The following is a 24625-nucleotide window of genomic DNA, read 5'->3' on the forward strand; positions in this document are numbered from 1 at the left end:
CCGCGTTAAAAATCCGCGCCGAGGGTAAGAGTGAGGCCGGATGAGGGCGATGCCTCTCCCGCTATGCGCTGCCGCCATTCGATGCTGAGCCGCGATGCGACGCGGGGGAGTGGCAGGCGGACCTGAACCTCCGGCCCGATGTCAACGCGCTCCACCTGCGGTTGCGCGCCTCCCGATACGCTGAAGCCGGTGCGTACAGGCGTCCCCGATATGGGCGTGAGCAGGGAAAGCTTGCCGTCAGCGAACAGGTCGTGCCGGTTGAACCCGACCAGGCCCGCCTGTCCATAAGCCTCCGCTTCCAATTTGCCCAGAACTGGAGTGGGGCCGAAGCCGCCCACGGCAAACAGCGCGTTGGCATTGCGTGCGCCATTTCCCAGAGAGATCCGGCGCTCCGCCGCGATGGAGATCGGAATTGATCGGGCAGGTTGCCAGGCTATCCCGGCGGCAGCCTCAGGTGAAGCGGGGCGATTGAAGGCGCGGCTCACGCGGCCATAGAGGGCGGCGCGGCCGGTGCTGGCTGGCGTCAGATCATAATCGAGCCGGAGTCCCGCTTGCGACCCGCCGAGCCTGCCGCCTGTGACAAGATCCTGCGGATTTGCGCTGCCGTCGCGCCAGAGGAGCCACGCGCTGCCGCGCCAGCGGCGTACTTTGGCGCCGTCTGAGGGCGTTGGCGGCCAAGCGGGCGGGGCGGGCTGGGCAAAGGCGGATGGCCTGCTGGCCTGATCGGCATTTTCGATGTCCGGATCGAAGGACGCCTGTCCGTCCTCGGACTTGCCCATGGCACCTTGAAACGAAGGGATAGAGGCTGGGCTAACGCCCCTTCTCGGCCCCGCAGCGCGTATCTTGTTCATCGGCCAATTGGTGACAAGCAATGGGGTTGGCGTGGCCGAAATCGGCACAACCTGTTGCGTAGAAGACCCCGTCAGGCGTGCTGCCGCAACCGGGATCGGTCGTGGCAGCAAGGGCGCGACGGTACCTCCAAACATGGCGCTCGCGACCCGAATGATCACCCAGCCGGTCATAAGCACAAGGAAAAAGCGGAGAGGCCGTCCGCTGGCGCTGTTGGTCATGTTGATCTTTAAAGCTGGGGGAAGCGATGCTGTGTCTTGTCCCAGACCAGCGGCTTTCCGAACAAGGAGTGAAGGTAGAGGAAGACCGCGCGGCGGGCCGCAAGCATCGCGATCAGATTGGCGAGAATGGAACGGGGGATCGCGCCGATCCCATAAATCCATCCGTAGCTGCGGCCGACAAAAATGGCCCGCATCGCGGCGCGCCAGGTCATGAAGGCAAAGTTCAGCCAGAGCAGCAGTTCGACGAATGGAGAAGGCTGGTAAGCGGTTTTGATGCCGAACCAGCTTGCCATGAGCAGCAGGCCCCAAAGCAGAAAGGCGACGTAAGCAGCGAAGAGAACGAAGGCGGCGATCGCCGCGCGCCGATCACGGATACGCATCCACCATTCGGTGGGGCCGCCCTGCCAGCCCATGCGGTCCCAACCGGCAAGCGAGATTCCGACCATCCAGCGTGCTTTCTGGCGGACGGCGCCATCCAGACTGTCCGGAAAATATTCACGCGTGGCGACAAGCTCGCCTGCGGCGTCGCGCATCCGCACGAAAACGCCGCGCCCGCCCATATTCTTGATCCGGAGGCCCACTTCATAATCTTCGGTCAGGGAAGCAGGGTCGAACGGACCCCCGTTCGCCGGATTGACGAGTCGTTCGAGTGTCAGTCGTTCGAATGCGCAGGCAACTCCGGCGGACGGAACCGACGCACCCATAGCTTCGCGGATCGTCAAATATTTCCCATGGCTCTCGGCAAATTCGTCGCAATAATGATTGGCGATGGAGCGTGCCCACCAGCCGCCTTCTCCCGTGAGTGGAAGAACCGGCAGCTGAACCAGTTGGAAGCGATCGATCATCACATCGAATAGCCGGACTTCGTCGGCGTGGACGACATCTTCGGCGTCGTGCAAAACCACCGCCTTGAACATTCTGCCGGTGCGCGCCTCCTCTTCCTGCATCGCGCGCCAGAGGAGGTTAAGACAGTCCGCCTTGGTCGTGGGACCCGGCCGGTCATTGATACAGACGACGAGACGGTCGTCCTGATCCGCGATCGGGTTGACGGCCGCCAAAGTGGCAAGGTCATTGGGATAGACGCCGACGAAAATGCGATAGTTGCCGACGGACCATTGGTTGAGTGCATTGCGCAACATCGGGCCGATCACATCGGCTTCACCCCAGGCGGGAACGAAGACGCCTATCTTGCCGGGCTTTGAAGAGGCGGGCAGCGTCGCCGTCGTCATGCGCCTATGGCGAGAATAGACCGCGATGTTTCGCCACCAGCGGCGGCCCAGGAACATGACATCCACGAGAAAATCGTCGATCCCCCCAATGGCCAGTCCCACCACGGCGAACAACAAAATCTCATGATAAATGATCGCCAGAACCGCCGTCAGCGATTGCGCCATGTTGAAATGCCCCCTGCAAGCCGAGGCGCATTGGCAAATTACTTTGGGATTTCATAGTCCTCGCGCATATTTTTTGCACAGGGCGAAAAGCTTTGATTATTTCACTGAAGGCTCCGACCGGGCGCGATTTCCGTCAAGTTGCTCCAACGGCGCGTTGGATGGAATGGCCTCGCTGACGCGGCGGTGCTAACGTCTCCACTGCCGGAAAGACGACTCGTCTAAAGAGTCGCGGCACCCCAACCAGTCTCATCAGCGATAGGTAGGAGGGCGTGAATGACCGGAGAGATGGATGTCAATTACCTACTGCACAGGCAGCAGGTGTCGTTGATACGAGCGCAGATGAGCCATTCCAAAAAAGGGCGTGCTGCTTATGAGGGGTTGGCTCGTGGATATGGTGATCAGATCGATGCATATCGTGAGGAAAATGTGCGGTTAGTGAATTCCGCACACTGATGGTGGGCGTCCGTCACCGCCGCTGGATCAACCGCTCTATTGATCGGTGGTGACTTTCCTCGCTGTCATATTCCCTTTCCAGCATAGCTTTCAGACGTTCAAGATCGGTTTCGGTCAGATGTTCAATGCCGATGAATTCGTTTCGGGCATCGGTGACGGCGCGGATGAGTTCGTCAAGCTTTGCCTGGATCGCTGACCCGTCGCGATTCTGAGCGTTCTGGATCAGGAAGACCATGAGAAAGGTCACGATCGTCGTGCCCGTGTTGATGATGAGCTGCCAGGTGTCGGAATAATGGAAGATCGGCCCGGTCAATATCCAGCCGATGATCGTGGCCGACGCCAATATGAACGCCAGGGGCTGCCCGGACCAGCTGGCGACGCGATGCGCGAAGGCTCCGAAAATTTTGTCCATGTCTTGTCCTCGTGGCGGCCCATTTACCCTGTGTTCAGGCTCTGATTGCCATGAAGCGCGCATGACGACCATATCCATTCGCGCCTTTGCGCTCGCTTTGCCTGCCGCTGCTTTGCTGCTGTCTTCCTGCGCGACGGTGTCGCCCGAATCGAAAGTGCGGGCGGGGCTGATTGAAGCGGGGCTTTCGCCGCGGATGGCGGGGTGCATGGCGGAGCGGATGGTGGATCGGCTGAGCCTGATCCAGCTGCGGCGGCTCCAGTCGTTGGCGTCGCTCCGCAAGTCGCACATGGGGGAGATGACGGTGGATCGATTCCTCTACAAGGTGCGGGCGCTGGAGGATCCGGAGATATTCATGGTGACGAGCAAGGCGGCGATCGTCTGCGCGATTGAATGAAGGAAGTGGTGAATTGAACGCGATTCCGGGAAATGATTTTGCAATTTTGCAAAGTTGATTTGCGAAACGAGACTGGCGTCCCCCGCGTCCCTGTGCTTTAGCCCCGTCAACAGCTTTTCAGGCGAAAGGACGGGCCAGGCCCATGAACATTCACGAATATCAGGCGAAGGAACTGCTGGCGAAATATGGCGCGCCGATCGCCGCCGGTTACGCCGCTTTTTCCGTTGAAGAAGCCGTCGAAGCCGCCAAGAAGCTGCCCGGGCCGCTCTATGTCGTGAAGTCGCAGATCCACGCTGGTGGCCGTGGCAAGGGTAAGTTCAAGGAGCTGGCCCCCGAAGCGAAGGGTGGCGTCCGGTTGGCGTTCAACCTGGATGAGGTTAAGGCCCACGCCACCGACATGCTGGGCAACACGCTGGTCACCATCCAGACCGGCGAAGCGGGCAAGCAGGTCAACCGCCTCTACATCACCGACGGCGCCGACATCGCGAAGGAATTCTACCTCGCGCTGCTGGTCGATCGTGGCAGCAGCCGAATCGCGTTCGTCGTATCGACTGAAGGCGGCATGGACATTGAAGAGGTCGCCCATTCGACCCCCGAAAAGATCCACACCTTCACCGTTGATCCCGCAGCCGGTTTCCAGCCGCACCACGGCCGTTCCATCGCTGCCGCTCTGGGCCTGACCGGCGATCAGGCGAAGCAGGCCGCCAAGGTCGCCTCCTCGCTCTACGCCGCGTTCCTCGACACCGACGCCGAGCAGATCGAAGTCAACCCGCTGGCGCTGACCGAGCAGGGCAACCTGCTGGTGCTGGACGCCAAGGTCGGTTTCGACGGCAACGCCATGTTCCGTCACAAGGACATCGCGGAACTGCGCGACCTGACCGAGGAAGACCCGGCGGAAGTCGAAGCGAGCGAATATGATCTCGCCTACATCAAGCTGGACGGCAATATCGGCTGCATGGTGAACGGCGCGGGCCTGGCCATGGCGACGATGGACATCATCAAGCTGAACGGCGAATTCCCCGCCAACTTCCTGGACGTCGGTGGCGGCGCCAACAAGGAAAAGGTGACCGCGGCCTTCAAGATCATTCTGAAGGACCCGGCGGTGAAGGGCATTCTCGTCAACATCTTCGGTGGCATCATGAAGTGCGACATCATTGCCGAGGGCATCGTCGCCGCCGCCAAGGAAGTTGACCTGTCGGTTCCTCTGGTCGTTCGCCTGGAAGGCACGAACGTCCAGCAGGGCAAGGACATTCTGGCCTCGTCGGGCCTGGCTATCGTCCCTGCGGACGACCTGGGCGACGCGGCCAAGAAGATCGTGGCGGAAGTGAGGAAGGCAGCCTGAGGCACTTTCCAGCCATTTGAACAGACACCATGGGGCGCAGGCGGTCTTTTAAAGGCCGCCTGCGTCCTTGTCCGCATATGCGGGCTGTGGCGTGAAACGAAAGGATGTTGCGATGAAGATCCTTGTGCCCGTGAAGCGGGTCATTGACTATAATGTGAAGCCGCGTGTGAAGGCGGATGGGACGGGCGTTGATCTGGCGAACGTCAAGATGAGCATGAATCCGTTCGACGAGATCGCGGTTGAGGAAGCCATTCGCCTAAAGGAAAAGGGCGTGGCGACCGAGGTCGTGGCGGTGTCGATCGGCGTTGCCAAGGCGCAGGAAACGCTGCGCACTGCCTTGGCGATGGGCGCGGATCGTGCGATCCTGATCCAGACGGATGACGAAGTCGAACCTCTGGGCGTCGCCAAGCTGCTCGCCAAGGTGCAGGAAGAGGAAGGCGCTGGCCTGATCATCCTGGGCAAGCAGGCGATCGACGATGACAGCAACCAGACCGGCCAGATGCTGGCGGCTCTGCTGAACCTGCCGCAGGGCACTTTCGCGTCGAAGGTCGAAGTTGAGGGCGACAAGGTCAGCGTGACCCGCGAAGTCGATGGCGGCCTGGAAACGGTGAAGCTGAGCGTGCCCGCGATCGTCACCACCGACCTGCGTTTGAACGAGCCGCGCTATGCGTCGCTGCCCAACATCATGAAGGCGAAGAGCAAGCCGCTCGCGAACAAGACGCCCGCTGATTATGGCGTGGACATCAGCGCCCGTCTGGAGACGCTGAAGGTCACCGAACCCGCCAAGCGTTCGGCTGGCGTCAAGGTTGCCGATGTCGATGAACTGGTCGCGAAGCTGAAAGCTTTGGGCGTCGCTGCCTGACCATCATTCCAAGCCCGTTCGGGCTGAGCTTGTCGAAGCCTGCTTCCTTCTTTGAAGAGAAGAAAGGCCCTTCGACAGGCTCAGGGCGAACGGGGATAGAGGATCGAGATTATGAAGACTCTGGTATGGGTTGAACATGAGGGCGGCGCCGTCAAGGACGCGACCCTTTCCGCCGTCACCGCTGCTGCGAAGCTGGGTGAAGTGCATCTGCTGGTCGCTGGCGCTGGCGTTGGCGGCGTTGGTGAAGCTGCCGCGAAGATCGCGGGCGTGGGCAAGGTCCATGTCGCCGATGACGCGGCTTTCGGTCATGCGTTGGCAGAGAATGTCGCGCCGCTGGTCGTCGAGCTGATGGGCAGCCATGACGCCTTCGTCGCGCCCGCCACCAGCAACGGCAAGAATATCGCGCCGCGCGTCGCGGCTCTGCTGGACGTGATGCAGATCAGCGACATCCTGTCGGTCGAGAGCGAAGACACGTTCACGCGGCCCATCTACGCGGGCAATGCGATCGCGACCGTCAAGTCGAAGGATGCGAAGAAGGTCATCACCGTTCGTGGCACCGCTTTTGAGAAGGCGGCTCGCGAGGGTGGTTCGGGCGCGGTGGAGGCCGTGGCTTCGACGGGCGACAAGGGGCTGTCGAGCTTCGTTGGTGCCGAAATCGCCAAGCAGGAGCGTCCGGAACTGACTTCGGCCAAGATCATCGTGTCGGGTGGCCGTGCGCTGAAGGATGGTCCGACCTTTGAAGAGGTTATCTATCCGCTGGCCGACAAGCTGGGCGCGGCGGTTGGTGCTTCGCGTGCGGCTGTTGACGCTGGCTATGTGCCCAATGACTATCAGGTCGGGCAGACCGGTAAGATCGTGGCGCCGGAAGTCTATATCGCCGTCGGTATCTCCGGCGCGATCCAGCATCTGGCGGGGATGAAGGACAGCAAGACCATCATCGCCATCAACAAGGATGAGGATGCGCCGATCTTCCAGGTCGCGGACATCGGCCTGGTGGGCGACCTGTTCAAGGTTGTGCCGGAGCTTACTGGCAAGCTGTAAGTAACTTCCTTATCCCGTAAGGGTAGTGAAGAGGGCGCGGCCGGGGGTCGCGCCCTTTTTTCTTATTCGCAGCGGACGCTGCTGCGATCGATCGCGTTGCCGGCGATTGCGCCGCCGCCTGCGCCGAGGATGGTGCCGAGCGTCTTTGAGCCGCCGGGGGCGATGATGTTGCCCAGCACGCCGCCCGCGATCGCGCCGACTATCGTGCCAGTGGTGCCGTCGTTGCGCTTGCAATAATAGCGGCCGTCATTGTCGCGGTAGATATAGTCATCGTCGGTAATCACTCGGCCGGAATAGCTTCCTGCGTGGTGATTGTAGCCATAGCGGTCGGCGTAGCGATCCGTGGTGCAGGCCGCCAGCGGCAGGGCCAGCAACGCGGCGGCGATTATCGGGGTGCGCATCAGTCACTCTCCTATCTTTCTTTGGCCCCCGGCTGCGTAACAACCCTTCAAATCCGGGTAAGTTGCGTGAGCGGAACGGCTTTTTAGAGAGGGAGAGGCGGAAATAGTCCACCCGCCACGGCGCCGCGAAAGGGGGGAAACGCGGGCCGGGCGGGCGGTGGCCAGCGGCCAGAGGGATAAGCCGCCGGAATGAGTATTTTTAAAGTGTCAGCCGCGTGTCAGCTGGCGAGGGTTGAACCCGGCGCCGTATGGCGCGGTTGTGTGGGCGTGATCGCCGGGGACATGTTGCTGCCGCCCAAGGTACTGCTGGCGGAGTTGCCCGTGCGGTTCGAGATGTCGTCGCGAGCCTTGTTGTAGCGGGTGACGAGGTCTTCCTTGAACTCGGTCAGCTTGCCTTCGTCGTACAGTTTCTTGCCGACATAACCTGCGATGGCGCCGAAAATCAGAGTGCGGATCATTGCGTCTAGCTCCTTACCGGGTGTTCCTGTCAGGGTCGCGGAGATAACCGGTCAGGAGGCGTCGGGTTCCGGACGCTTTGGAGTATTCGACAAGATGAGCGGCTGTGGCGATGTGCCGGAGCGGCGGGCCGTCGGGGAGGTGTCGTTACAGCGCAGAGCCGCAGGAAGCGGCGCGCTTTTTCTCGGTGCGCATTTCCCTGCCTGGTCGATCGATCGCCTCGGCGGGGGGCATGACCGGGCATTCCCGGCCAGCAATGCGTCAGGCGTTGACGGCGCTGCTTTGTGCGAGCGCGGCGGCTGAGGCAGCTTCGCGGCGGGCGCGGTTGCGGTCGGCGAGGTCCTGGCGTTCGGCCATGGCGAGGAAGGTCGCTTCCGAACGGAGGCAGCGGTCGCGGACGTTGGTGAGGGTGGCGGCCTGGGCTTCGTTGCGAGCCTGGGCGGCGAGGGCGCGATAGTCGGGGTGCGTCATATGCGCTCCTTTGTCAGATAGTGCCCGGGCGCCATGGAAACGGCGCCCGGACGGTCAGCATGGCTTATTCAGCGTGCTGAAGATTTACGGCCGCCATCTTGCCGCGACGATCCTGTTCCAGATCATAGGTCACGCGGTCCTTTTCGCGCAGCGTGGCCAGGCCAGCGCGCTCGACAGCGGTGATGTGGACGAACGCGTCGGGGGTGCCGTCGTCAGGGGCGATGAAGCCATAGCCCTTGTCGGCGTTGAAGAATTTGACGGTTCCGGTGATGCTCATGGTAGTTCCTTCGTTCGTACGGTCTGTCCAGCGTGGACGGACCGGTCGCTAGAGGGGCAGGGAAAGAAGGAAGTTTGGTGCCGCAAAGCGCCGAAAGACCGTCGATTTGCGACTGTAGCCTGCCCTATATAGGGGACGGGGGCAGAAATAGCAAATCGGCCGCCCAAATGAGGCCGTCATCACCCCGCCTTTTCCAGCGCCGCGAAGCCGAAAAATGCGTCCCGCGCCAATGCGGCGGCGGCTTCGTAGGGGCGGCGCTGGGCTTCCTCTAGCGCGGCCAAGGCTTCGCTTTCCTGTGGGGTCAGGTCGCGCTCATAGGCGTCTATGTCGTAGATGTCGCCGCTCTCTTCGCCGTTAAAGCCGGGCGGGGCGGGATAGTCGGTGCGCCAGGCTTCGCGCTCCTCATCCCACCATGCGCCGCGCAGGCGGGCGGCGGCTTCGTCGGGCGGAAGGGTGGCGCGATCGACCAGCGGGGGGCGAAGTTCACACCGTTCATGGAAGGGGTCGGTGTCGGCCTTTTTGCCTTCGTGCAGCGCCATGCGGGCGGCGATGAAGAGCGCGGCGGAGGCTCCGGGGGAGAGGGCGGTGGCGGTGGCTTCGATGCTGGCGGGGAGGGTGGGATCGGATGGGTCTGCGTCGGGCAGGGTGGCTTCGTTTTCCGCTGTTGGGGCTTGGGCGGGTGCGGCTTCCTCTGGCGCTTGTTCCTGCGGGCAGAGCATGTCGAGATAGGCGGCGAAATCCTGCGCGACGACGCGGGCGAGGGCGGCGTCGGAGCCCTCCGGCGGGTTGTCGGCCATGCGGTCGAGGCGGGAGAGCATCGACATGGCGAGGCGGTTGTCGTGGCGGTGGCGGGTGATTTCGCCTGCGTCGGCGTCTTTGCGGATCACTTCCTCATGGCCGTTGAGGGCGCGGGCGAGCAGATCATCGGCTAGGCGCGCGCGGGCGATGAGGATGGCCGCGTCCCAGCCGAGGCGAAAGGCCGCGCCGTCGCGGCGGATGCGCAAGGCATAGGCGGCGCGGGGCGAGATGTGGACGGCGTCGCAGGCCGTGGTGATGACGCCGGTGGCGGCGAGGGTTTCAAGGAAATGCCGCTGCCGCGCGGGGCTCCAGCCGTCGACGCGGCTTTGCTGCGCGGGGGTGGGGAGGGAGGGGAAGTGGTAGGACATGGCAAAGCTCCTTTTTATGGGAGGGTTTGCCGGGACGGTATAACAGGTTGGGGGCTGTAGGACAGAACAAAATGGGAACGGCGGTGCCGCACGGGCGCCTGGCCCCGCCAGCGCGCCTAACCAACTATAGAAGAGACCTTGCTCGCAAAATGATCAAGGCTATGAAATGAAGATTTTAAGGTGGCCAAATTCTCTGCCACCTTTGAAGCGGCGTGCAGCGACGCCTCCCTCAAGGGCAGCCCATATTTTCTGCTCAAATACCTCTGCGCTGTTTTCTTTATCTTGGCGTGCTCTAAATTTCTTCGCGAGGGCTTGGATAAACTTGCGGCAACGAGCCATGACTCCGTATGCATCACTGGAACCGCATACAAAATATGATCGTCCAAATCGTCGGGCGGACTAAGCGTGTTCTCGATGAACTTTTCGACAAGCGCTACGACATTGTCAGGTCGTTGGAAGCAGGCTGCTCTCTCCTGAGTGTTAAATGCATCAGAAAGCCAGACAACGTCACCGTCAAGGTGGATCACTAGTACGTCATACGTCTGCGATCTAGAAAAAAGCTGCGGCGTCAGAACTTTCTTCAACTCGGCAGAAGAGTTGTCTTCGAGCCAAACCTTTACCCGATGCCATCCCCCACCGCCGATTTGCTTAGCCGACGTCGCATCTACTTGAGGTTGAATGGCATCGAACGCAGTTATCTCGATACCGCGTCCGGCTGCTATTTTCCCTATAATTTCTTGTAGTGCAAGGAAGTCATTTGAACCTTCGCATACTACCCCAAACTTCATTTCAAAGCTCCGGGAATCTTATGCTCAAGCCAAAGTTGGGAAAGATTCTTGCCTCTACTTTCCTCAATCCACTGCGCTTTATTTATTCCTTTGGGTGGAACAATAGGAATAAATTCCGTGGAGCCTTCATTCTCTAGGTTGCGGCGAGTCGTATATACTTTGTGATTGTCATCAAAGATGTCAAAACTGTCCACAGACGAAGGATGATGAGAAGTCATAAAGCTCTGGTGCGTAAGGTTTCCGATGCCTGATCCCTGCGAACTAACCTTCACAACTGTATCAGTGAGTTGTCGCACAAGGTCCGGATTTAATGTGCCGTCAACATTATCAAGCGCAAAAACTCGGGGTGCATCTTGATGAAGGAGCAGGGTCGCCACGAACGCAAGATAAAGCGTACCTTCGCTAGCATCATACGCGCTGAGCAGATTTCTCTTCTCCGTCATGAATCTATCTTGGAAATATAGCAGCATCCCATCGCTAACAACCTCTGATGGTACGACTGAAGGATCGTACCCCCCGACTTTCACTTGGTTGAGCCAGCCGGGACTTAGTATGAGAGCTATAATTTCGTTATATTGCTTCCGCATCTCGCGGTTCGACCTCATTCGATCTTTCAGCACATCTCTAAATGCGGAAGCGATCCCCGAACCAGCGAGGCCAAGAGGTTGGATAATGCGGCCCTCTGTAGCAAGTCCCCGCATTACCGCAGTTTGTGGAGCAAATATCGCAAACCGAGAAAATTCTTCTAGTTCGGAACGCAAGCCTTCCGATATTTTAGCGAAAGGGGAAACGGTGTCCCATATACTTCGAACGGGCGAAACACGCGATAGCTCACCGTTTTCGATGTCGATGAAACGAGAGTTAACCTTGGTGCCGTTAGGCCCACGTCCGAACACTTTCTTGGTACCATCGAATAACGTTTCGGAGTGAAATTCTAATCTTCTACTTGAAATGCCAGCTCTGATTGAGCACTCATAATGCCCGTGCTCAAATTGAGCTTCCAGCCTGAGATGCGGTGAGAGAACCTTGCCTCTGAAAGCTGATTTGAAAAGGCGCGGTAACGATAGGCGAACTCCACGCTCTGCCAGAACAGAGGGATCTAACCCTCTAGATAGAGCCGATGACAGAATGCCGAGAGCTTCCAGGACATTCGACTTCCCAGCACCATTTGCGCCTATAAAAATATTCGCCCTGCCGAAGTTTAACTCGGCGGAGCGCACTGATTTGAAGCCAATGATTTTTAAAGATTTAAGCATGCGCTATGCGTAGGACCTTTTTTGACGGCGCACGAGGCCGAGCAGCTTCAATCATGGAGGAGTGTCCTAAACATTTCGTTTGCCGTGCACAATAAGCGAAAAAACACAGTCGTAACGACGAAATTCACTCCGCCGCCACGGCCTCCATCCCCAACAATGGCGCGAGATAGCGCCCGGTAAAGCTCCGGGCGTTCTTCGCGACCTTCTCGGGCGTTCCTTCGGCTACGACTTCGCCGCCCTTGACGCCGCCTTCCGGACCCATGTCGATGATCCAGTCGGCGGTCTTGATGACGTCCAGGTTGTGCTCGATCACGACCACGCTGTTGCCCTGTTCGACCAGGGCGTGGAGGACTTCGAGGAGTTTGCGGACGTCTTCGAAGTGGAGGCCGGTGGTGGGCTCGTCCAATATGTAGAGGGTCTGGCCGGTGGCTCTGCGGGAGAGTTCCTTGGCGAGCTTGACGCGCTGGGCTTCGCCGCCGGAGAGGGTGGTGGCCTGCTGGCCGACCTTTATGTAGCCGAGGCCGACTTCGGCGAGCATGGCCATCTTGTCGCGGATCGGCGGGACGGCCTTGAAGAATTCCACCGCGTCCTCGACGGTCATGTCGAGCACGTCGGCGATGCTGTGGCCCTTGAACTTCACCTCCAGCGTCTCGCGATTGTAGCGGGCGCCGTGGCAGACGTCGCAGGTGACATAGACGTCGGGGAGGAAGTGCATCTCTATCTTGAGCAGGCCGTCGCCGGTGCAGGCTTCGCAGCGGCCGCCCTTCACATTGAAGCTGAAGCGGCCGGGCTTGTAGCCGCGCGCCTGTGCTTCGGGGAGGCCCGCGAACCAGTCGCGGATGTTGGTGAAGGCTCCCGTGTAGGTCGCCGGGTTGGAGCGGGGGGTGCGGCCGATGGGCGACTGGTCGATGTCGATCACCTTGTCGCAATGTTCAAGGCCGGTGACTTTGTCATGCGGGCCAGCGACGATGCGCGCGCCGTTCAGGGTGCGGGCGGACGCGGCGTAGAGGGTGTCGATGGTGAAGCTGGACTTGCCCGAGCCGGAGACGCCGGTGATGCAGGTGAAGGTGCCTAGGGGGATCGACGCGGTGACGTTTTGCAGGTTGTTGGCGCGGGCGTTGTGGACGGTGAGCTTCTTGCCATTGCCCTTGCGGCGCTTTGTGGGGACTTCGATGCGGCGGGTGCCGTTGAGATAGTCGGCGGTCAGGCTGTCGCGGTGGGCGAGCAGTTCGTTGAGGGTGCCCTGCGCGACGATGGTGCCGCCGTGCACGCCCGCGCCCGGTCCCATGTCGACGATATAGTCGGCCATGCGGATCGCGTCCTCGTCATGCTCCACGACGATGACGGTGTTGCCGAGGTCGCGCAGGCGCTTCAAGGTGACGAGCAGGCGGTCATTATCGCGCTGGTGCAGGCCGATGCTGGGTTCGTCGAGGACGTAGAGGACGCCCGAGAGGCCGCTGCCGATCTGGGACGCGAGGCGGATGCGCTGGGACTCGCCGCCCGACAGGGTGCCGCTGGTGCGGTCGAGGTTCAGATAGTCGAGGCCGACATTGTTGAGGAAGCCGAGGCGCTCGACAATTTCCTTGAGGATGGCCTTGGCGATCTGGTTCTGCTGGTCGGTGAGGTGCGCGGGGAGGGTGGAGAAGAAGCCGAGCGCGTCCACCACCGAGCGGCGGGTGGACATGGAGATGTCCTCGCCCGCGATCTTGACGGCGCGGGCTTCGGGTTTGAGGCGGGCGCCGTGGCAGGTCTCGCACGGCATGGCGGTTTGGTATTTGCTGAGTTCCTCGCGCATCCAGGCGGAGTCGGTCTGGAGGAGGCGGCGGTTCAAGTTGCCGATGACGCCTTCGAAGGGTTTCTTGACCTCGTAGGATTTTTTGCCATCGACGAACTTTAGCGTGACGGGTTTGCCTGCGGTGCCGTGGAGGATGATGATTTTGACCTCGGGGGGTAGGTCTTGCCACGGGGTTTCGAGGTTGAAGCCGAATTCTTTCGCGAGGCTGCCCAGGACTTGCATGTAGTAGGGGCTGGGCGGGTTGGACTTGGCCCAGGGGACTATGGCGCCCTTTTTGAGGGTTAGGGCTTCGTTGGGGACGACGAGTTCGGGGTCGAACTCTTGGCGTTCTCCGAGGCCGTCGCAGGCGGGGCATGCGCCTTGGGGGGCGTTGAAGGAGAAGAGGCGGGGTTCGATATCGGGGATGGTGAAGCCGCTGACGGGGCAGGCGAATTTTTCGCTGAAGACTATGCGGTTGTCCGGGATGCCTGCGTTTTTCATTTTTCCGGGTGTTGCTCCCCTCTCCCCGGCCCTCTCCCCTGAAGGGGAGAGGGAGTTAAGGGTGCCGTCAGCCAAATCCACATAGGCGAGGCCATCCGCGAGCTTTAGGGCTTGTTCGAAGCTGTCGGCGAGGCGGGTGGACATTTCGGCGTCTACGGCGAGGCGGTCCACCACCACTTCGATGTCATGCTTGTATTTCTTGTCGAGGGCGGGGGCGTCTTCGATCAGGTACATTTCGCCGTCGATGCGGACGCGGGTGTAGCCGGCCTTCTGCCACTCCATCAGCTCCTTCTTATACTCGCCTTTGCGGCCGCGCACGACGGGGGCGAGGAGGTAGAAGCGGGTGCCCTCCGGCAATTGCATCACGCGGTCGACCATCTGGCTGACGGTCTGGGCGCTGATGGGTTCGCCGGTCGCGGGGGAGTAGGGGACGCCGACGCGCGCCCAGAGGAGGCGCATATAGTCGTAGATTTCGGTGACGGTGGCGACGGTGGAGCGCGGGTTGCGGCTGGTCGTCTTCTGTTCGATCGAGATGGCGGGGGAGAGGCCGTCGATATGCTCGACATCGGGCTTCTGCATCATCTCAAGGAACTGGCGGGCGTAGGCGGAGAGGCTCTCCACATAGCGGCGCTGACCCTCGGCATAGATGGTGTCGAAGGCGAGGGAGGACTTGCCCGACCCCGACAGGCCGGTGATGACGATCAGGCTGTCGCGGGGGAGATCGACGTCCACACCCTTGAGGTTGTGCTCACGCGCGCCGCGTACGGAAATTGTGGTCAGACTCATGGGGCGTGTTGTTCCAGATTTGTTCTTTGGGAGCAAGGCCGTTGCCGGGCTATGGGCGCGGATATGGGATAGCAGGCGGCGGCTCGCAAGCGGCCCATGCTTTCCAGCGCGAGCAGGCGGCGGGTCACCGAAAGGTAGAGCGATATTAACCGATCAGGTGTATAAGGGCCGCGACGGGAAAGCTGCGGCGGTGGCGTCTCGACTTCTGTAGATATGAGAGATCCCGGATAGCCCGACAGCATCCCGGATACGCCCCCGGCCGTCCCTTGCGCCGGGGGCGTTTTCTTGTTCGGCCATTTTCGACGAGTGGTGTTTTACGCTACGACAACAAGGCTTTTTGGAATCGACAGAGGCCGCTGGCCTGTTTAAATCTGCGCCCTGCCGGAAGGACTGACGGGTCCCAGTCTTCGCGGCTTTATCGCGGACGAGGTTGCCTGAAGAGCGACGAGTCCCAAGCAGTTCAATCGAAGGGGGACCATCATGACATTTTTTATCAATCGCACCGGCGGCGCCATGCTGGCGGCTCTGTCTGCCACCGTGCTGATGGGCGCGGCGGCGCAGGCGAGCGTTATTCCGTTTGAATCCAACGGTCGTACGATCGACGTGCGCTATGACGATCTGGACCTTTCCAAGAAGTCGGGTCAGCAGGAATTGAATGCCCGCATCCGCCGTGCTGCGGTGAAGGTGTGTCCGGGCCGGACCATGCAGGATTTGCGGTCCTGCCAGATCGCGGCGGTGGATCATGTCCGTGAGCCCGTCGCCATCGCGATCGCCAAGGCGCAGGGTCAGGATGCGAGCCGCTTTGCCGAGGTGGGCAAGGATAAGGTGCCTGGCGCGGGGAATTGAGGATTTGCTTTTGAGGGGGGAGGGGTAATCGGCTCTTCATCGCTGGCGTTGCGCTGGCCCACCCCCTAACCCTTCAAACGAGTCACGTGCCTCGTTTGAACGCTTGCGGGAGGGGGGACATTGAGCGCTGGAGGATGCTCTGGGAACCGGCCATCGGGACTGGCCGTTGATCCTGCGTGGCGCGCGAAGGCCGCTGCGCCGAGGAGAGCAAGATGAGCGACAAGACCGATATTCGTCCCAACAGCCGTGAAGAAGCGCATGATGAGCGTCCCACGGATGCGCAGGACCATGCCGTCACCCCCGAGGAGCAGCTAGAGGAAGGGTTGATGGACAGTATGGATGCGTCCGATCCGCCGTCGGCCACCAAGCCGGGCGACCATGGCGACCCGGTTCCTTCGTCAGGATTTCACGAAGAAGAAGACGAGGATGAGAAGGCTGGGCGATAGACGGCGGCGATATTGGTGATATGATCCATGGGCGAGGCGAACCGGATCGGCGGTGGCCGGGCGGTTCGCCAAGCGCACGACGCTGCAAGGTGAGAGGAGCCTTATTGATGCCGACTTCCGCTACTCCCGCGATCGAACGCATTGCCCGGGTGCTGGCCGGACGCCAGCTGAGCCTGAATGGCGAGGGCGATGATCCCCATGCGGCGGGCGCGGTGGATGCGAGCTGGCAAAACTATCTGGATGATGCTTATGCTATCCTGCACACGCTGCGGGAGCCTGATGAGCAGATGGCGCAGGCGGGGGATGTCGCGGTGTGGCGCAGCATGATTGGCGCTGTGTTGGAGCGGCGAGCCTGACGCAGCGATTGGCGGGGCGGCCTGCCCATGCCATAATGGGCGGATGAGCGGCCCTGCACTGAAGATCAAGATACAGCTTTATTGTGGCGACCAGATCGCCATGGGGCCGGGCAAGGCCGACCTGCTGGACGCGATCGCCAGCGAGGGGTCGATCTCGGCGGCTGGGCGGAAGCTGAAGATGAGCTATCGGCGCTGCTGGATGCTGGTGGATGTGATGAACCGATGCTGGTCTGCGCCGCTGGTGGCGACGTCGAGTGAGGGCGCGGTGCTAACGGAGCTGGGGCTTGGCGTGCTTGCCCAATATCGCGGGTTGCAGAAGGCGGCCGCGAGTGCGGCGGGGCGGTCGCATTGGCCCGACCTTGCAGGCGAGTTGCGGGGCGAGCCGTTGCCGGTTCAGGCGGACGGGTGAGGAGGATGCGTCGGCACTTGGGCATCGCGTAGGATGCCGGATGTGGCGTGGTTTCGCGGGTTCTCAACGGGATGTTGCTTAGGGTTTTGCGTTTTGGGGCGTGGCTGGTGGCCGCGCCCTATTTTGGTTCACGCGGAGGCGCGGAGGGGTCAGGCGTCAGCTTTGTCCTTGAGGCGAGGCTTGGGAGCTGGATAGAGGTTAAGTCTGGGGCGCTCGCTTCGCCTTCTGATTGTGCTTCCGTATCGCTGCCGTTCCGCGTGATATATTTTCGCGCGGAGAACGCAGAAGGCGCAGAGGGAGGGTTTGCGGCTTGCCGTTGCTTGAGGACCAGATGCTCTTTGGTAAGCGGGCTTTGCTGCCTCCTTTTATCGCTTTCACAAAAATTACATGTTGCGACGCACAAGGAAAAGTGATTCCCTGTAGTTGTCGGCAGAACCGGCGCTTAAGCTTACAGTAACCATGTTGGGCGCATGTTCTGCTGATCGACTTGAAGTCGGAGGGCAAGAGCATGGGCACCAATGCAAGACCGGCTGACGGGGCAATCACCCTGGCTGAATTGCGCGAATTCGCCAGTTTCCCGTCTGCCACGCAGCGCTATATCCGCCGGTCGCTGGACATCGGCCTCCACCGCCGCGACGCCATGAAGCTATGGTCGCGCGACATGGTGGAGGAAGCGAGCATCCGCGCGCAGGCCCGCATTTACGGGCGGCTGGATGAGATCAAGGCGCGGGTGCCCGACGACAGCGGGCTGGACCAGATGGAGCCGTTCATGGCGCCTTTGGTGACGATTTCGGCTTTCGATTTGGGGCAGGACAGGCTGAGCAGCTTTTCGGCCTACCGGTTTTTGTATGAACGGCTGTTGGGGGCGGGGGCCAGGCCGTGGTTGCCGGGCGCGTTCTGCGCGGCGGCGAGCTTGCCGCATCTGCATCCTGAGAAGCGGCGGGCGCTGTTGCAGTCGATCAGCGAGGCGGCGGCGACGGCGGTGGGGTGGTCTAACCGGGAGCCGACCTTCTATCCGGAGTGGGTGGAGAAGGTGGATATGAGCAAGGCGAATTGAGCTTTTGCTGGCGTTCCTCCGGGGGAGGGGCGATATAATTGAAGCGAGGCGGTGGCGGCCGTGAGGATTGCCGCACCTTTGAAATGTTATGCTTCGATCGCCGCTTGACCGCAGAGGCGAATGCCATAGCTTTGCACCGGCTTTTTTTGAGGGTCTGCGATGTCCTACGCTCTGTCCGCCCGGATGACCTTCGACAACATGCTCGGCAGCCTCGATCACCTTGTCGGGAAAGCTATCGATTCTGGGATGACGGATGATGTGCTCGCGGAGAGACTGACCGACGACATGTTTCCGCTGGAGATGCAGTTTCGCGTGGCTCTGAACCAAGTATTGCTGGCACTGAATCAAGTCGCCCGGCAGAGCGTCCCACTCGAAGTTGTATCGTATAAATCACTCGCGGAGGTTGCCGAACGCATTGCGATGGTTCGATCGCTAAACGATCGAGCAGTCCCCGCTGGTTGGGCAGACGCCGACACAGTCGTCGATCTCACATTGCCCAATGGCATCCGCTTCCTTATGTCGTCGGAGGAGGATATTCGCGACTGGATCATGCCGAACTTCTACTTTCACGTAACAATGGCATATGCATTGCTGCGCAACGCGGGATTGGACATCGGCAAGATGGATTTTCTGCCGCATATGGAGCGCCATAAAGCTTTGCCCGCGTAGCAGAAGCGGTTCCTCTGGCGGTTCAGCCGACTCTCGACGGATTCTGGACCAGTTATCCATTCACGATCGTACCGCCGTTAGGGTGGAGGACCTGGCCGGACATGTAGCTGCCGTCCTCGCACGCCAGGAAGAGGAATGCGGGGGCTACTTCGTTGGGTTGGCCGGGGCGGCCCATGGGGACTGACTCGCCGAAATGTTCGAGCTTTTCCGGGCTCGCGCCGCCCGAGGGGTTGAGCGGGGTCCAGATCGGGCCGGGGGCTACGGCGTTGACGCGGATGCCGTCTTTTACGAGATTTTCCGACAGGCTACGGGTGAAGGCGGTGATGGCGCCTTTCGTGCTGGAATAGTCGAGCAGTTCCGACGAGCCCTGATACATGGTGACGCTGGTGCAGTTGACGATGGCGGCGCCTTTTTGGAGGTACGGGCGTGCTGCTTGCGTCAGGAAGAACATGCCGAAGATGTTGGTCTGGAAAGTGCGGCGCAGCTGTTCTTCGGTGATGTCGGTGATGTCCTGATCGGGATGTTGTTCGCCCGCGTTATTGACTAGGATGTCGAGGCGGCCGAAGCGGTCGATTACCTGTTTGACGGCGTCGTCGCAGAAGGATTTTTCGCCAATGTCCCCGGCGATGGTGAGGGCCTGTTGCCCTTCGGCTTCGACGATCTGGGCGGTTTTCTTCGCGTCGTCATGTTCGCAGAGGTAGAGGATGGCAACGTCGGCGCCTTCGCGGGCATAGAGTACGGCGACGGCGCGGCCGATGCCACTGTCCGCGCCGGTGATGAGAGCGACTTTTCCTGCGAGGCGGCCGGAGCCGGGATAGCGGGGTTCCCATTCGGGCTTGGGCTCCAGCTTGCTTTCGTGGCCGGGCAAGCCGTCTTCGTGGATCATCTCTTCATGATTGTCGGATTGGGTGTCGGACATGGCGCATCTCCTTTCCTCGGCCAACACTTGGGTTGGGGGATGGTTCATGCGCTTGCGGCAGGGCGGGTCGCCTAGCCGCCCGTGCTGCGATTTTCCCAGATGGCGATAGGGGCGTCCGCGCCCGGCATTTCCATGCGGACTTCACGCAGGGTGACGGCGAGGACGCAGGCGGGCCGCTGTTCGATCCCGAGCGGCTGGGCGCAGTGGACCGGGCCGTTTCCGGGCACGCGTTCAATGCGGCCGATAAGCCTGAGCCTCAGCCCGCGTGAGGGGGTGAAATCTTCAGGGGCAAGGCGCAGCACCTTTTCGAAGGGACGGCCGTGGCGCCACAGGTCGTTGCCGTCATTCTGGCCGAATTGGGCGAGGGCCAGGCTTTGGTCGGGCGTGGGCGCGGTTCCGTCCGGTTCGGGCGCGTTGGCTGTTGCAGGGGCCGGACATTCGTCGCTGGTCGACCAGGGGCGCAGCATCCAGAAGCCCTCGGCATCATAGCCGTCCCCTTGCGTGGGGAGTCCGAGATCGGCGGCTTTCCACGAAATCGGCCTGACATGGACGCGGAGCACGCCGGCCGCTTCATCATAGCGCCAGCGCATGGGGGCGCCACTGTCCTTATCCGCAGCGCCCGAGCAACCGAAGGGGAGGGAGAGATCGAACCGCTGGCCCACGGCCCCTGCGATGTCGTCCGGCAACGGCTTGCCCGATGACAGGACGTCGGCGGCACGGCGGGCGAGGTCGGCCATCTCCGCGCGGCCCCAGAGGCGCGGCAATTGCGGCTGTACCGGGATGGGCGGGGGGATGACGGTGACGGGGGCAGGCGCGGGCGGCGGAGCCTTGGGCGCTGTGCCGCGTCCAAGAAGGAAACCGCCCGCCCCGACCGCGATAAAAGCTGCAAGCCCTGCGGCTATGGCGAGCCGACTGGTCCTGGCACTGGGTTCACGCATAAGCCATTGATAGCAAATCGAGCATCATCCTCCAGAAGATAATCATCTTTTTTCCGCCTTGCTGCGTTGACAGGGGCGGCAGCAGGCACGAGGCAGGGGGCGCATGACGATTGACCAAGTTCTGACGCTGCTGGTGCTGGCCGCTGTCGTCGCCGCGCTGATCTGGGACAAGGTGCGCGCCGATGTCGTCGCGCTGTCCGGGGCGGCGGTGCTGTTGATGACGGGCGTTGTGCGGCCGGTCGATGTGCAGGGCGCCTTTGCAAGTCCCGCGATCATCGCGCTCGCGTCGCTGTTCGTCATTGCCTATGCGCTGGAGCTGTCGGGCCTGCTTGACCGGGCGATCGCGATGGCGGTGGCGATGTGCAGGCGGATGGGCGCGACCGGCATGTGGCTGCTGCTGTCGATGATCGGCGCGGCGTCCTGCTTCCTCAATTCGACGCCGATCGTGGTGCTGGGCGCGCCGGTCGTGCGCGACGTCGCCAATGCGTTGGGCCTGTCGCCCAAGCGGTTTTTGATGCCGTTGTCCTATATCACCATCCTGACCGGCTGCTGCACGTTGATCGGCACATCGACCAATCTGCTGGTGGACGACATGGCGAGCGTGGCGGGGCAGCCGCGCTTTGGCATTTTCGAGATTACGCCGGTGGGGTTGCCGATGGCGTTTGCGGGTGGGCTGTACCTGTTCCTGTTCAGCAAGAAGCTGCTGGGCGGCCGTCATGAGGCGGACGAGCGGGAGGGGGAAGCGCAGCCGATCGATACCATGCATGTGTACAGCGCGCAGGTGGGTGATCCGGCGGTGTTTGCCGAGCCACGGCCGCTGAAGCCCGCCAAGGCGGCGATCGCGCTAGGTGTGTTTGCGGCGGCGGTGGGGCTGGCGGCGATCGACGTCGCGCCGATCGCGGCGAGCGCCTTTGCAGGAGCAGTGGTGCTGATCCTGTTGCGGGTGATCAGCGCGGATGAAGCCTATAGTGGGTTGCGGCCGCAGATATTGATTCTGATCGCGGGCATGGTGGTGATCGGCATCGCGATGGAGCAGAGTGGCCTCGCGGCGGATGCTTCGCGGATGCTGATCGGCAGCGTGCATGGGCTGAGCCCGCTGATCGCGCTGGTGGTGCTGTATCTGGTGACGATGGTGCTGACGGAGCTGCTGTCGAACGCGACGGTTGCAGTGCTGGTGACGCCGGTTGCGGTCGCGCTGGCCGATAGTCTGGCGGTCAGTCCACGGCCGTTTCTGGTCGCGGTGATGATGGCGGCGAGCGCGGCCTTTGCGACGCCCTTTGGCTATCAGACCAATGTCATCGTCTATCAGATGGGCGGCTATCGCTACATGGATTTCGTGCGGGTGGGGTTGCCTTTGAACCTGATCACCTGCGTGGTCGCGGTCGCGGCGATCAGTATGTTCTTTCCGTTCTGATCAGGCCGGGCGCGAGCCGCAGGATAAGGAAACCGGCGGTGGCGGAGGCGAGTGAGCCGAGCAGGATGCCGAGCTTTGCCGCATCGCCTGTATCCGGATGGGGCGCGAAGGCGAGGCCGCCGATGAAGAGGCTCATGGTGAAGCCGATGCCGCAGAGCAGCGCAACGCCATAGACCTGCGCCCATGTGGAATGGGCCGGGCGGCTGGCCCAGCCGAGGCGGGACAGGAGCCAGACGGTGCCGAATATGCCAAGTTGCTTGCCTGCGAAAAGGCCGAGCGCGATGCCGAGCGGTACGGGCTGAGCCAGGTCGGATAGCGCGACCCCGCTTAAGGACACGCCCGCATTGGCGAAACCGAACAGCGGCACGATGGCATAGGCGACCCAAGGGTGGAGGCCATGTTCGAGGCGGGACAGCGGCGAATGCTGGTCGTCGGGGGCGGCTGGGGTTTTTCGCAAGGGGATGGTCATCGCCACGGCGACGCCGGCCAGAGTGGCGTGGATGCCGGATTGCAGCACGCAGAACCAGACGAAGACGCCGATGAGTACATAGGGCCACAGGCTGTTTACCCCCGCCCGATTGCAGAGCGCGAGGCAGGCCAGACCTGCGACGGCCAGCGCGAGGGGCAGCAGGTTGAGCTGTCCGCTGTAGAAGAGGGCGATGATGAGAACGGCGATCAGATCGTCGATGATCGCCACGGCCGCGAGGAATATCTTGAGCGATCCCGGTACGCGTGGGCCGAGGAGGGCGAGCACGCCGAGGGCAAAGGCGATGTCGGTGGCGGCGGGGATCGCCCAGCCGCGAAGGCCGGTGGCGTCCCCCCGGTTGATGGCGACATAGATGAGGGCGGGCATGACCACGCCTGCGGCTGCTGCCAGGCCGGGCAGCAGGCGGTCGGGCCATCGGGCGAGTTGCCCGTCCAGCACCTCCCGCTTGATTTCGAGGCCCACGATCAGGAAGAACAGCGCCATCAGGCCGTCGTTGATCCAGTGGAGCAGGCTGAGCCCCGCCAGGTCGATGTGGAGCGTGTGGAAATAGTCGGCCGACAGGGCGGAGTTGGCGACGAGCATCCCCAGAGCCGCAGCCGCGATCAGGATGATGCCGCCTGCCGCTTCCGCCGCGAGGAAGGCGCGCATCATCGAGACGGGGCGGGTGATCAGGGGAGAAACGCTCATCCCGCTGTTCTAACGGCCAATTCGGCGCAGGGCCACTGCTTCCGGTCGGTGGATCAGTGCGTTTCCATGCGGAGCCGGTCGGCGAGTTGCTCGATTTCGAAGGGTTCGAGAATCCAGGTGCGGGTCTTGCGCCCCGCCCGGTGAATGGGTTGCGTCAGGAGGACGCGCGCCTGTTCGCGGGCGTGCGGCTTGAAGACCGCGAAATGTTGGGCGCAGTCACGGATCGTGCCGATGACCGGGGCGCGGCCTTCAAGGTCGATCAGGGTAGCGGGCTGATCCCAGGGGATTGCGGATGTCGGATGATCGTTCATTCACTTGCGCCTGTAACGGAAATACCACACTTCATGGCCGAGGCGGCGGGCCTTTGCCTCATAGCGGGTTTCGGGCCAGCCGCCGGGGCGGGTGAGGAAGTCCTTGGGTTCGCTGGCCAGCCAATCGAAGTCGGGGTGGCCGTTCATCACCATCATCGCCCAGCGGAGATAGACGGGGTGATCGGTGCCGAAGCGAAACTCGCCGCCGGGCTTCAGCGTGCGGGCGATCATTTCGACCGGGCCGGGGTTCATCATGCGGCGCTTGGCGTGGCGGGCCTTGGGCCAAGGGTCGGGATGGAGGAGGTAGACGAAGCTCAAGGCTCCGTCGGGGATGCGGGCGAGGACCTGGAGCGCGTCGCCCATATGGAGGCGAATGTTGCCGAGCGCCTGATCGCGGACATGGCCGAGCGCGGTGACGACGCCGTTCAGGAAAGGCTCGCAGCCGATGAAGCCATGGTCGGGCAGCATATCGGCGCGATAGGCGAGATGTTCGCCGCCGCCAAAGCCGATTTCGAAATGCAGGGGGCGGTCGTAACCGAAGAGGTTGGCGGCGGTGATCTCCCCTTCTTCCGGGATGGAGAGAGCGGGGAGCAGCGTATCGACCAGCTCCTGCTGACCGGCGCGGAGCTTGTGGCCCGACTGACGGCCATAGAGGCGGTTGAGCGTGGTGGGGTCGCCGGATTTGTGCGCGGTCATGGGCGCGCGCTTAGCCGCGTGGCGCAGCGGGGGCAAGCGGGTAGCTGTTGTGCCTCCCGCACCCGTGGTGAGGAGCGGTACGGGGCGGGAGGCACAGTAGGGTGTGTGGGGGTTCAGCCCATGACGGGCTGCAAATGGCGACTTTCTGCGCTTCCGGTGCTCACGTACTGAAGTACGCTGCGCGCCAGTTCTCGAAATTCACCATTTTCGCCGCGTCCTGAACTGAATCCCCACACACCCTAGGCCACGGCCGGGTCCTGCGGCCGGCCTTTAGCTTGCCGGGAGAAAGAGGAGAAAAGACCGGAAGCCGGTCCTTCAGCTCAGTGGCATTTCATGAAGCGGCCCTTGGCGTCCTTGCACGGGCCTTTTTTGGCGACCGGCTTGGGCGGGCATTTGATGAATTTGCCTTTCGCGTCCTTGCAGGGGGCGGCGAGCGCGGGGGTGGCGCTGGCGCCCAGGAGCGCGAGGCAGGCAAGAGCGGAGGTCAAAAACCGGGTCATCGCCTGTTCTCCTTGAGAGGAGGGGTTGCCGGACCCGACAGGGGGC

General features: G+C 61.9%; 29 protein-coding genes. 12 read left to right on the top strand and 17 right to left on the bottom strand.

The features are described 5' to 3' along the window. Positions 1–5: 5 nt before the first annotated feature. Together ACZ5TH_RS01640 and ACZ5TH_RS01645 are read right to left on the bottom strand one after the other, a co-directional pair. On the bottom strand, positions 6–779 hold the full coding sequence (locus ACZ5TH_RS01640; RefSeq protein WP_464794365.1) for a hypothetical protein: 774 nt from the start codon (positions 777–779) through the stop codon (positions 6–8). 299 nt (positions 780–1078) lie between these two features. After that, positions 1079–2464 carry a glycosyl transferase family protein gene (locus tag ACZ5TH_RS01645; RefSeq protein ID WP_464794366.1) on the bottom strand — a complete coding sequence of 462 codons (1386 nt, stop codon included), beginning with the start codon at positions 2462–2464 and terminating at the stop codon, positions 1079–1081. Between the two features lie 273 nt (positions 2465–2737). On the opposite strand from ACZ5TH_RS01645, the gene ACZ5TH_RS01650 reads away from it, so the two are divergent. Beyond that, entirely contained in the window at positions 2738–2917 is a 180-nt protein-coding gene (locus ACZ5TH_RS01650) for a hypothetical protein (RefSeq protein ID WP_196225497.1), read from the top strand. A gap of 13 nt (positions 2918–2930) precedes the next feature. Here the strand turns inward: ACZ5TH_RS01650 and ACZ5TH_RS01655 are convergent, their stop codons facing one another. Next, complete coding sequence (locus tag ACZ5TH_RS01655) at positions 2931–3329, bottom strand: low affinity iron permease family protein (RefSeq protein ID WP_449471410.1); 399 nt, start codon at positions 3327–3329, stop codon at positions 2931–2933. Between the two features lie 61 nt (positions 3330–3390). Between ACZ5TH_RS01655 and ACZ5TH_RS01660 the strand changes: the two genes are divergently transcribed. The 4 genes from ACZ5TH_RS01660 to ACZ5TH_RS01675 all read left to right on the top strand — a co-directional run bounded on the left by ACZ5TH_RS01660 (position 3391) and on the right by ACZ5TH_RS01675 (position 6968). Continuing rightward, the gene (locus ACZ5TH_RS01660; protein ID WP_464794367.1) at positions 3391–3723 is read left to right on the top strand and encodes a hypothetical protein; all 333 of its coding nucleotides are present in this window, start codon (positions 3391–3393) and stop codon (positions 3721–3723) included. Between the two features lie 142 nt (positions 3724–3865). Further along, entirely contained in the window at positions 3866–5065 is a 1200-nt protein-coding gene (gene sucC, locus ACZ5TH_RS01665; RefSeq protein WP_449471414.1) for an ADP-forming succinate--CoA ligase subunit beta, read from the top strand. A gap of 112 nt (positions 5066–5177) precedes the next feature. After that, positions 5178–5927 (top strand): electron transfer flavoprotein subunit beta/FixA family protein, encoded by a 750-nt coding sequence (locus ACZ5TH_RS01670; protein ID WP_464794368.1) that lies wholly within the window; start codon positions 5178–5180, stop codon positions 5925–5927. A gap of 111 nt (positions 5928–6038) precedes the next feature. Further along, entirely contained in the window at positions 6039–6968 is a 930-nt protein-coding gene (locus ACZ5TH_RS01675) for an electron transfer flavoprotein subunit alpha/FixB family protein (protein ID WP_464791772.1), read from the top strand. A 62-nt stretch (positions 6969–7030) separates the two neighbouring features. Here the strand turns inward: ACZ5TH_RS01675 and ACZ5TH_RS01680 are convergent, their stop codons facing one another. From ACZ5TH_RS01680 to uvrA, 8 genes are all read right to left on the bottom strand, one after another. Continuing rightward, entirely contained in the window at positions 7031–7369 is a 339-nt protein-coding gene (locus tag ACZ5TH_RS01680; protein ID WP_464794369.1) for a glycine zipper 2TM domain-containing protein, read from the bottom strand. A gap of 218 nt (positions 7370–7587) precedes the next feature. Beyond that, positions 7588–7827 carry a hypothetical protein gene (locus ACZ5TH_RS01685; protein WP_464794370.1) on the bottom strand — a complete coding sequence of 80 codons (240 nt, stop codon included), beginning with the start codon at positions 7825–7827 and terminating at the stop codon, positions 7588–7590. A 259-nt stretch (positions 7828–8086) separates the two neighbouring features. Further along, positions 8087–8296, bottom strand: coding sequence for a hypothetical protein (locus ACZ5TH_RS01690; RefSeq protein WP_449471420.1), 210 nt, complete (start codon positions 8294–8296; stop codon positions 8087–8089). A 64-nt stretch (positions 8297–8360) separates the two neighbouring features. Beyond that, positions 8361–8573 carry a cold-shock protein gene (locus ACZ5TH_RS01695; RefSeq protein ID WP_449471421.1) on the bottom strand — a complete coding sequence of 71 codons (213 nt, stop codon included), beginning with the start codon at positions 8571–8573 and terminating at the stop codon, positions 8361–8363. A 179-nt stretch (positions 8574–8752) separates the two neighbouring features. After that, positions 8753–9739 carry a hypothetical protein gene (locus tag ACZ5TH_RS01700; RefSeq protein ID WP_464794371.1) on the bottom strand — a complete coding sequence of 329 codons (987 nt, stop codon included), beginning with the start codon at positions 9737–9739 and terminating at the stop codon, positions 8753–8755. A 116-nt stretch (positions 9740–9855) separates the two neighbouring features. Then, complete coding sequence (locus ACZ5TH_RS01705) at positions 9856–10527, bottom strand: hypothetical protein (RefSeq protein ID WP_464794372.1); 672 nt, start codon at positions 10525–10527, stop codon at positions 9856–9858. Next, positions 10524–11783 (bottom strand): AAA family ATPase, encoded by a 1260-nt coding sequence (locus ACZ5TH_RS01710; protein ID WP_464794373.1) that lies wholly within the window; start codon positions 11781–11783, stop codon positions 10524–10526. Before ACZ5TH_RS01710 ends, ACZ5TH_RS01705 begins: the two co-directional genes overlap by 4 nt. Positions 11784–11907: 124 nt before the next feature. Then, the gene (gene uvrA / locus ACZ5TH_RS01715) at positions 11908–14844 is read right to left on the bottom strand and encodes an excinuclease ABC subunit UvrA (protein WP_464794374.1); all 2937 of its coding nucleotides are present in this window, start codon (positions 14842–14844) and stop codon (positions 11908–11910) included. Between the two features lie 480 nt (positions 14845–15324). Here uvrA and ACZ5TH_RS01720 point away from each other — a divergent pair, with 480 nt between their 5' ends. The 6 genes from ACZ5TH_RS01720 to ACZ5TH_RS01745 all read left to right on the top strand — a co-directional run bounded on the left by ACZ5TH_RS01720 (position 15325) and on the right by ACZ5TH_RS01745 (position 18627). Beyond that, positions 15325–15690, top strand: a complete 366-nt coding sequence (locus ACZ5TH_RS01720; RefSeq protein WP_460987616.1) for a UrcA family protein — start codon at positions 15325–15327, stop codon at positions 15688–15690. A gap of 212 nt (positions 15691–15902) precedes the next feature. Further along, the gene (locus ACZ5TH_RS01725) at positions 15903–16136 is read left to right on the top strand and encodes a hypothetical protein (protein ID WP_449471427.1); all 234 of its coding nucleotides are present in this window, start codon (positions 15903–15905) and stop codon (positions 16134–16136) included. Between the two features lie 107 nt (positions 16137–16243). Continuing rightward, complete coding sequence (locus ACZ5TH_RS01730; protein WP_196225513.1) at positions 16244–16492, top strand: hypothetical protein; 249 nt, start codon at positions 16244–16246, stop codon at positions 16490–16492. A 43-nt stretch (positions 16493–16535) separates the two neighbouring features. Beyond that, a complete protein-coding gene (locus ACZ5TH_RS01735; protein ID WP_464794375.1) occupies positions 16536–16901 on the top strand; it encodes a winged helix-turn-helix domain-containing protein in 366 nt (121 codons plus the stop codon). Positions 16902–17409: 508 nt separating this feature from the next. After that, positions 17410–17958, top strand: a complete 549-nt coding sequence (locus ACZ5TH_RS01740) for a hypothetical protein (protein WP_449471430.1) — start codon at positions 17410–17412, stop codon at positions 17956–17958. 183 nt (positions 17959–18141) lie between these two features. Beyond that, positions 18142–18627, top strand: coding sequence for a DUF1993 family protein (locus ACZ5TH_RS01745; protein ID WP_464794376.1), 486 nt, complete (start codon positions 18142–18144; stop codon positions 18625–18627). A 52-nt stretch (positions 18628–18679) separates the two neighbouring features. Here the strand turns inward: ACZ5TH_RS01745 and ACZ5TH_RS01750 are convergent, their stop codons facing one another. Both ACZ5TH_RS01750 and ACZ5TH_RS01755 read right to left on the bottom strand, forming a co-directional pair. Continuing rightward, complete coding sequence (locus tag ACZ5TH_RS01750) at positions 18680–19546, bottom strand: SDR family oxidoreductase (RefSeq protein ID WP_464794377.1); 867 nt, start codon at positions 19544–19546, stop codon at positions 18680–18682. A 71-nt stretch (positions 19547–19617) separates the two neighbouring features. Then, complete coding sequence (locus ACZ5TH_RS01755) at positions 19618–20484, bottom strand: hypothetical protein (RefSeq protein WP_464794378.1); 867 nt, start codon at positions 20482–20484, stop codon at positions 19618–19620. 103 nt (positions 20485–20587) lie between these two features. Here ACZ5TH_RS01755 and ACZ5TH_RS01760 point away from each other — a divergent pair, with 103 nt between their 5' ends. Next, positions 20588–21898, top strand: coding sequence for an SLC13 family permease (locus ACZ5TH_RS01760; RefSeq protein ID WP_464794379.1), 1311 nt, complete (start codon positions 20588–20590; stop codon positions 21896–21898). On the opposite strand, the gene nhaA is transcribed toward ACZ5TH_RS01760, so the two are convergent. From nhaA to ACZ5TH_RS01780, 4 genes are all read right to left on the bottom strand, one after another. Then, a complete protein-coding gene (nhaA, locus tag ACZ5TH_RS01765) occupies positions 21876–23072 on the bottom strand; it encodes a Na+/H+ antiporter NhaA (protein ID WP_464794380.1) in 1197 nt (398 codons plus the stop codon). The two genes, ACZ5TH_RS01760 and nhaA, sit on opposite strands and share 23 nt — an antisense overlap. A 53-nt stretch (positions 23073–23125) precedes the next feature. Continuing rightward, positions 23126–23383 (bottom strand): hypothetical protein, encoded by a 258-nt coding sequence (locus tag ACZ5TH_RS01770; RefSeq protein ID WP_449471437.1) that lies wholly within the window; start codon positions 23381–23383, stop codon positions 23126–23128. Beyond that, a complete protein-coding gene (gene trmB, locus ACZ5TH_RS01775; RefSeq protein WP_464794381.1) occupies positions 23384–24079 on the bottom strand; it encodes a tRNA (guanine(46)-N(7))-methyltransferase TrmB in 696 nt (231 codons plus the stop codon). Between the two features lie 320 nt (positions 24080–24399). Continuing rightward, positions 24400–24579: a hypothetical protein gene (locus tag ACZ5TH_RS01780; protein WP_449471440.1), complete on the bottom strand. Its 180-nt coding sequence runs from the start codon at positions 24577–24579 to the stop codon at positions 24400–24402. Between the last annotated feature and the right edge of the window lie 46 nt (positions 24580–24625).

Source organism: Sphingobium sp. TomTYG73, assembly GCF_055394245.1.

What these genes read in the sequence shown, in the direction of transcription:
- ACZ5TH_RS01750 (WP_464794377.1), bottom strand. Translation starts at nt 19,546, where the DNA reads ATGTCCGACACCCAATCCGACAATCATGAAGAGATGATCCACGAAGAC.
- ACZ5TH_RS01780 (WP_449471440.1), bottom strand. Translation starts at nt 24,579, where the DNA reads ATGACCCGGTTTTTGACCTCCGCTCTTGCCTGCCTCGCGCTCCTGGGC.
- ACZ5TH_RS01655 (WP_449471410.1), bottom strand. Translation starts at nt 3,329, where the DNA reads ATGGACAAAATTTTCGGAGCCTTCGCGCATCGCGTCGCCAGCTGGTCC.
- ACZ5TH_RS01730 (WP_196225513.1), top strand. Translation starts at nt 16,244, where the DNA reads ATGCCGACTTCCGCTACTCCCGCGATCGAACGCATTGCCCGGGTGCTG.
- uvrA (WP_464794374.1), bottom strand. Translation starts at nt 14,844, where the DNA reads ATGAGTCTGACCACAATTTCCGTACGCGGCGCGCGTGAGCACAACCTC.
- ACZ5TH_RS01695 (WP_449471421.1), bottom strand. Translation starts at nt 8,573, where the DNA reads ATGAGCATCACCGGAACCGTCAAATTCTTCAACGCCGACAAGGGCTAT.
- ACZ5TH_RS01770 (WP_449471437.1), bottom strand. Translation starts at nt 23,383, where the DNA reads ATGAACGATCATCCGACATCCGCAATCCCCTGGGATCAGCCCGCTACC.
- ACZ5TH_RS01685 (WP_464794370.1), bottom strand. Translation starts at nt 7,827, where the DNA reads ATGATCCGCACTCTGATTTTCGGCGCCATCGCAGGTTATGTCGGCAAG.
- ACZ5TH_RS01645 (WP_464794366.1), bottom strand. Translation starts at nt 2,464, where the DNA reads ATGGCGCAATCGCTGACGGCGGTTCTGGCGATCATTTATCATGAGATT.
- ACZ5TH_RS01745 (WP_464794376.1), top strand. Translation starts at nt 18,142, where the DNA reads ATGACCTTCGACAACATGCTCGGCAGCCTCGATCACCTTGTCGGGAAA.
- ACZ5TH_RS01700 (WP_464794371.1), bottom strand. Translation starts at nt 9,739, where the DNA reads ATGTCCTACCACTTCCCCTCCCTCCCCACCCCCGCGCAGCAAAGCCGC.
- ACZ5TH_RS01720 (WP_460987616.1), top strand. Translation starts at nt 15,325, where the DNA reads ATGACATTTTTTATCAATCGCACCGGCGGCGCCATGCTGGCGGCTCTG.
- ACZ5TH_RS01760 (WP_464794379.1), top strand. Translation starts at nt 20,588, where the DNA reads ATGACGATTGACCAAGTTCTGACGCTGCTGGTGCTGGCCGCTGTCGTC.
- ACZ5TH_RS01640 (WP_464794365.1), bottom strand. Translation starts at nt 779, where the DNA reads ATGGGCAAGTCCGAGGACGGACAGGCGTCCTTCGATCCGGACATCGAA.
- nhaA (WP_464794380.1), bottom strand. Translation starts at nt 23,072, where the DNA reads ATGAGCGTTTCTCCCCTGATCACCCGCCCCGTCTCGATGATGCGCGCC.
- ACZ5TH_RS01725 (WP_449471427.1), top strand. Translation starts at nt 15,903, where the DNA reads ATGAGCGACAAGACCGATATTCGTCCCAACAGCCGTGAAGAAGCGCAT.
- trmB (WP_464794381.1), bottom strand. Translation starts at nt 24,079, where the DNA reads ATGACCGCGCACAAATCCGGCGACCCCACCACGCTCAACCGCCTCTAT.
- ACZ5TH_RS01710 (WP_464794373.1), bottom strand. Translation starts at nt 11,783, where the DNA reads ATGCTTAAATCTTTAAAAATCATTGGCTTCAAATCAGTGCGCTCCGCC.
- ACZ5TH_RS01705 (WP_464794372.1), bottom strand. Translation starts at nt 10,527, where the DNA reads ATGAAGTTTGGGGTAGTATGCGAAGGTTCAAATGACTTCCTTGCACTA.
- ACZ5TH_RS01755 (WP_464794378.1), bottom strand. Translation starts at nt 20,484, where the DNA reads ATGCGTGAACCCAGTGCCAGGACCAGTCGGCTCGCCATAGCCGCAGGG.
- ACZ5TH_RS01735 (WP_464794375.1), top strand. Translation starts at nt 16,536, where the DNA reads ATGAGCGGCCCTGCACTGAAGATCAAGATACAGCTTTATTGTGGCGAC.
- ACZ5TH_RS01675 (WP_464791772.1), top strand. Translation starts at nt 6,039, where the DNA reads ATGAAGACTCTGGTATGGGTTGAACATGAGGGCGGCGCCGTCAAGGAC.
- ACZ5TH_RS01650 (WP_196225497.1), top strand. Translation starts at nt 2,738, where the DNA reads ATGACCGGAGAGATGGATGTCAATTACCTACTGCACAGGCAGCAGGTG.
- ACZ5TH_RS01660 (WP_464794367.1), top strand. Translation starts at nt 3,391, where the DNA reads ATGACGACCATATCCATTCGCGCCTTTGCGCTCGCTTTGCCTGCCGCT.
- sucC (WP_449471414.1), top strand. Translation starts at nt 3,866, where the DNA reads ATGAACATTCACGAATATCAGGCGAAGGAACTGCTGGCGAAATATGGC.
- ACZ5TH_RS01680 (WP_464794369.1), bottom strand. Translation starts at nt 7,369, where the DNA reads ATGCGCACCCCGATAATCGCCGCCGCGTTGCTGGCCCTGCCGCTGGCG.
- ACZ5TH_RS01690 (WP_449471420.1), bottom strand. Translation starts at nt 8,296, where the DNA reads ATGACGCACCCCGACTATCGCGCCCTCGCCGCCCAGGCTCGCAACGAA.
- ACZ5TH_RS01670 (WP_464794368.1), top strand. Translation starts at nt 5,178, where the DNA reads ATGAAGATCCTTGTGCCCGTGAAGCGGGTCATTGACTATAATGTGAAG.
- ACZ5TH_RS01740 (WP_449471430.1), top strand. Translation starts at nt 17,410, where the DNA reads ATGGGCACCAATGCAAGACCGGCTGACGGGGCAATCACCCTGGCTGAA.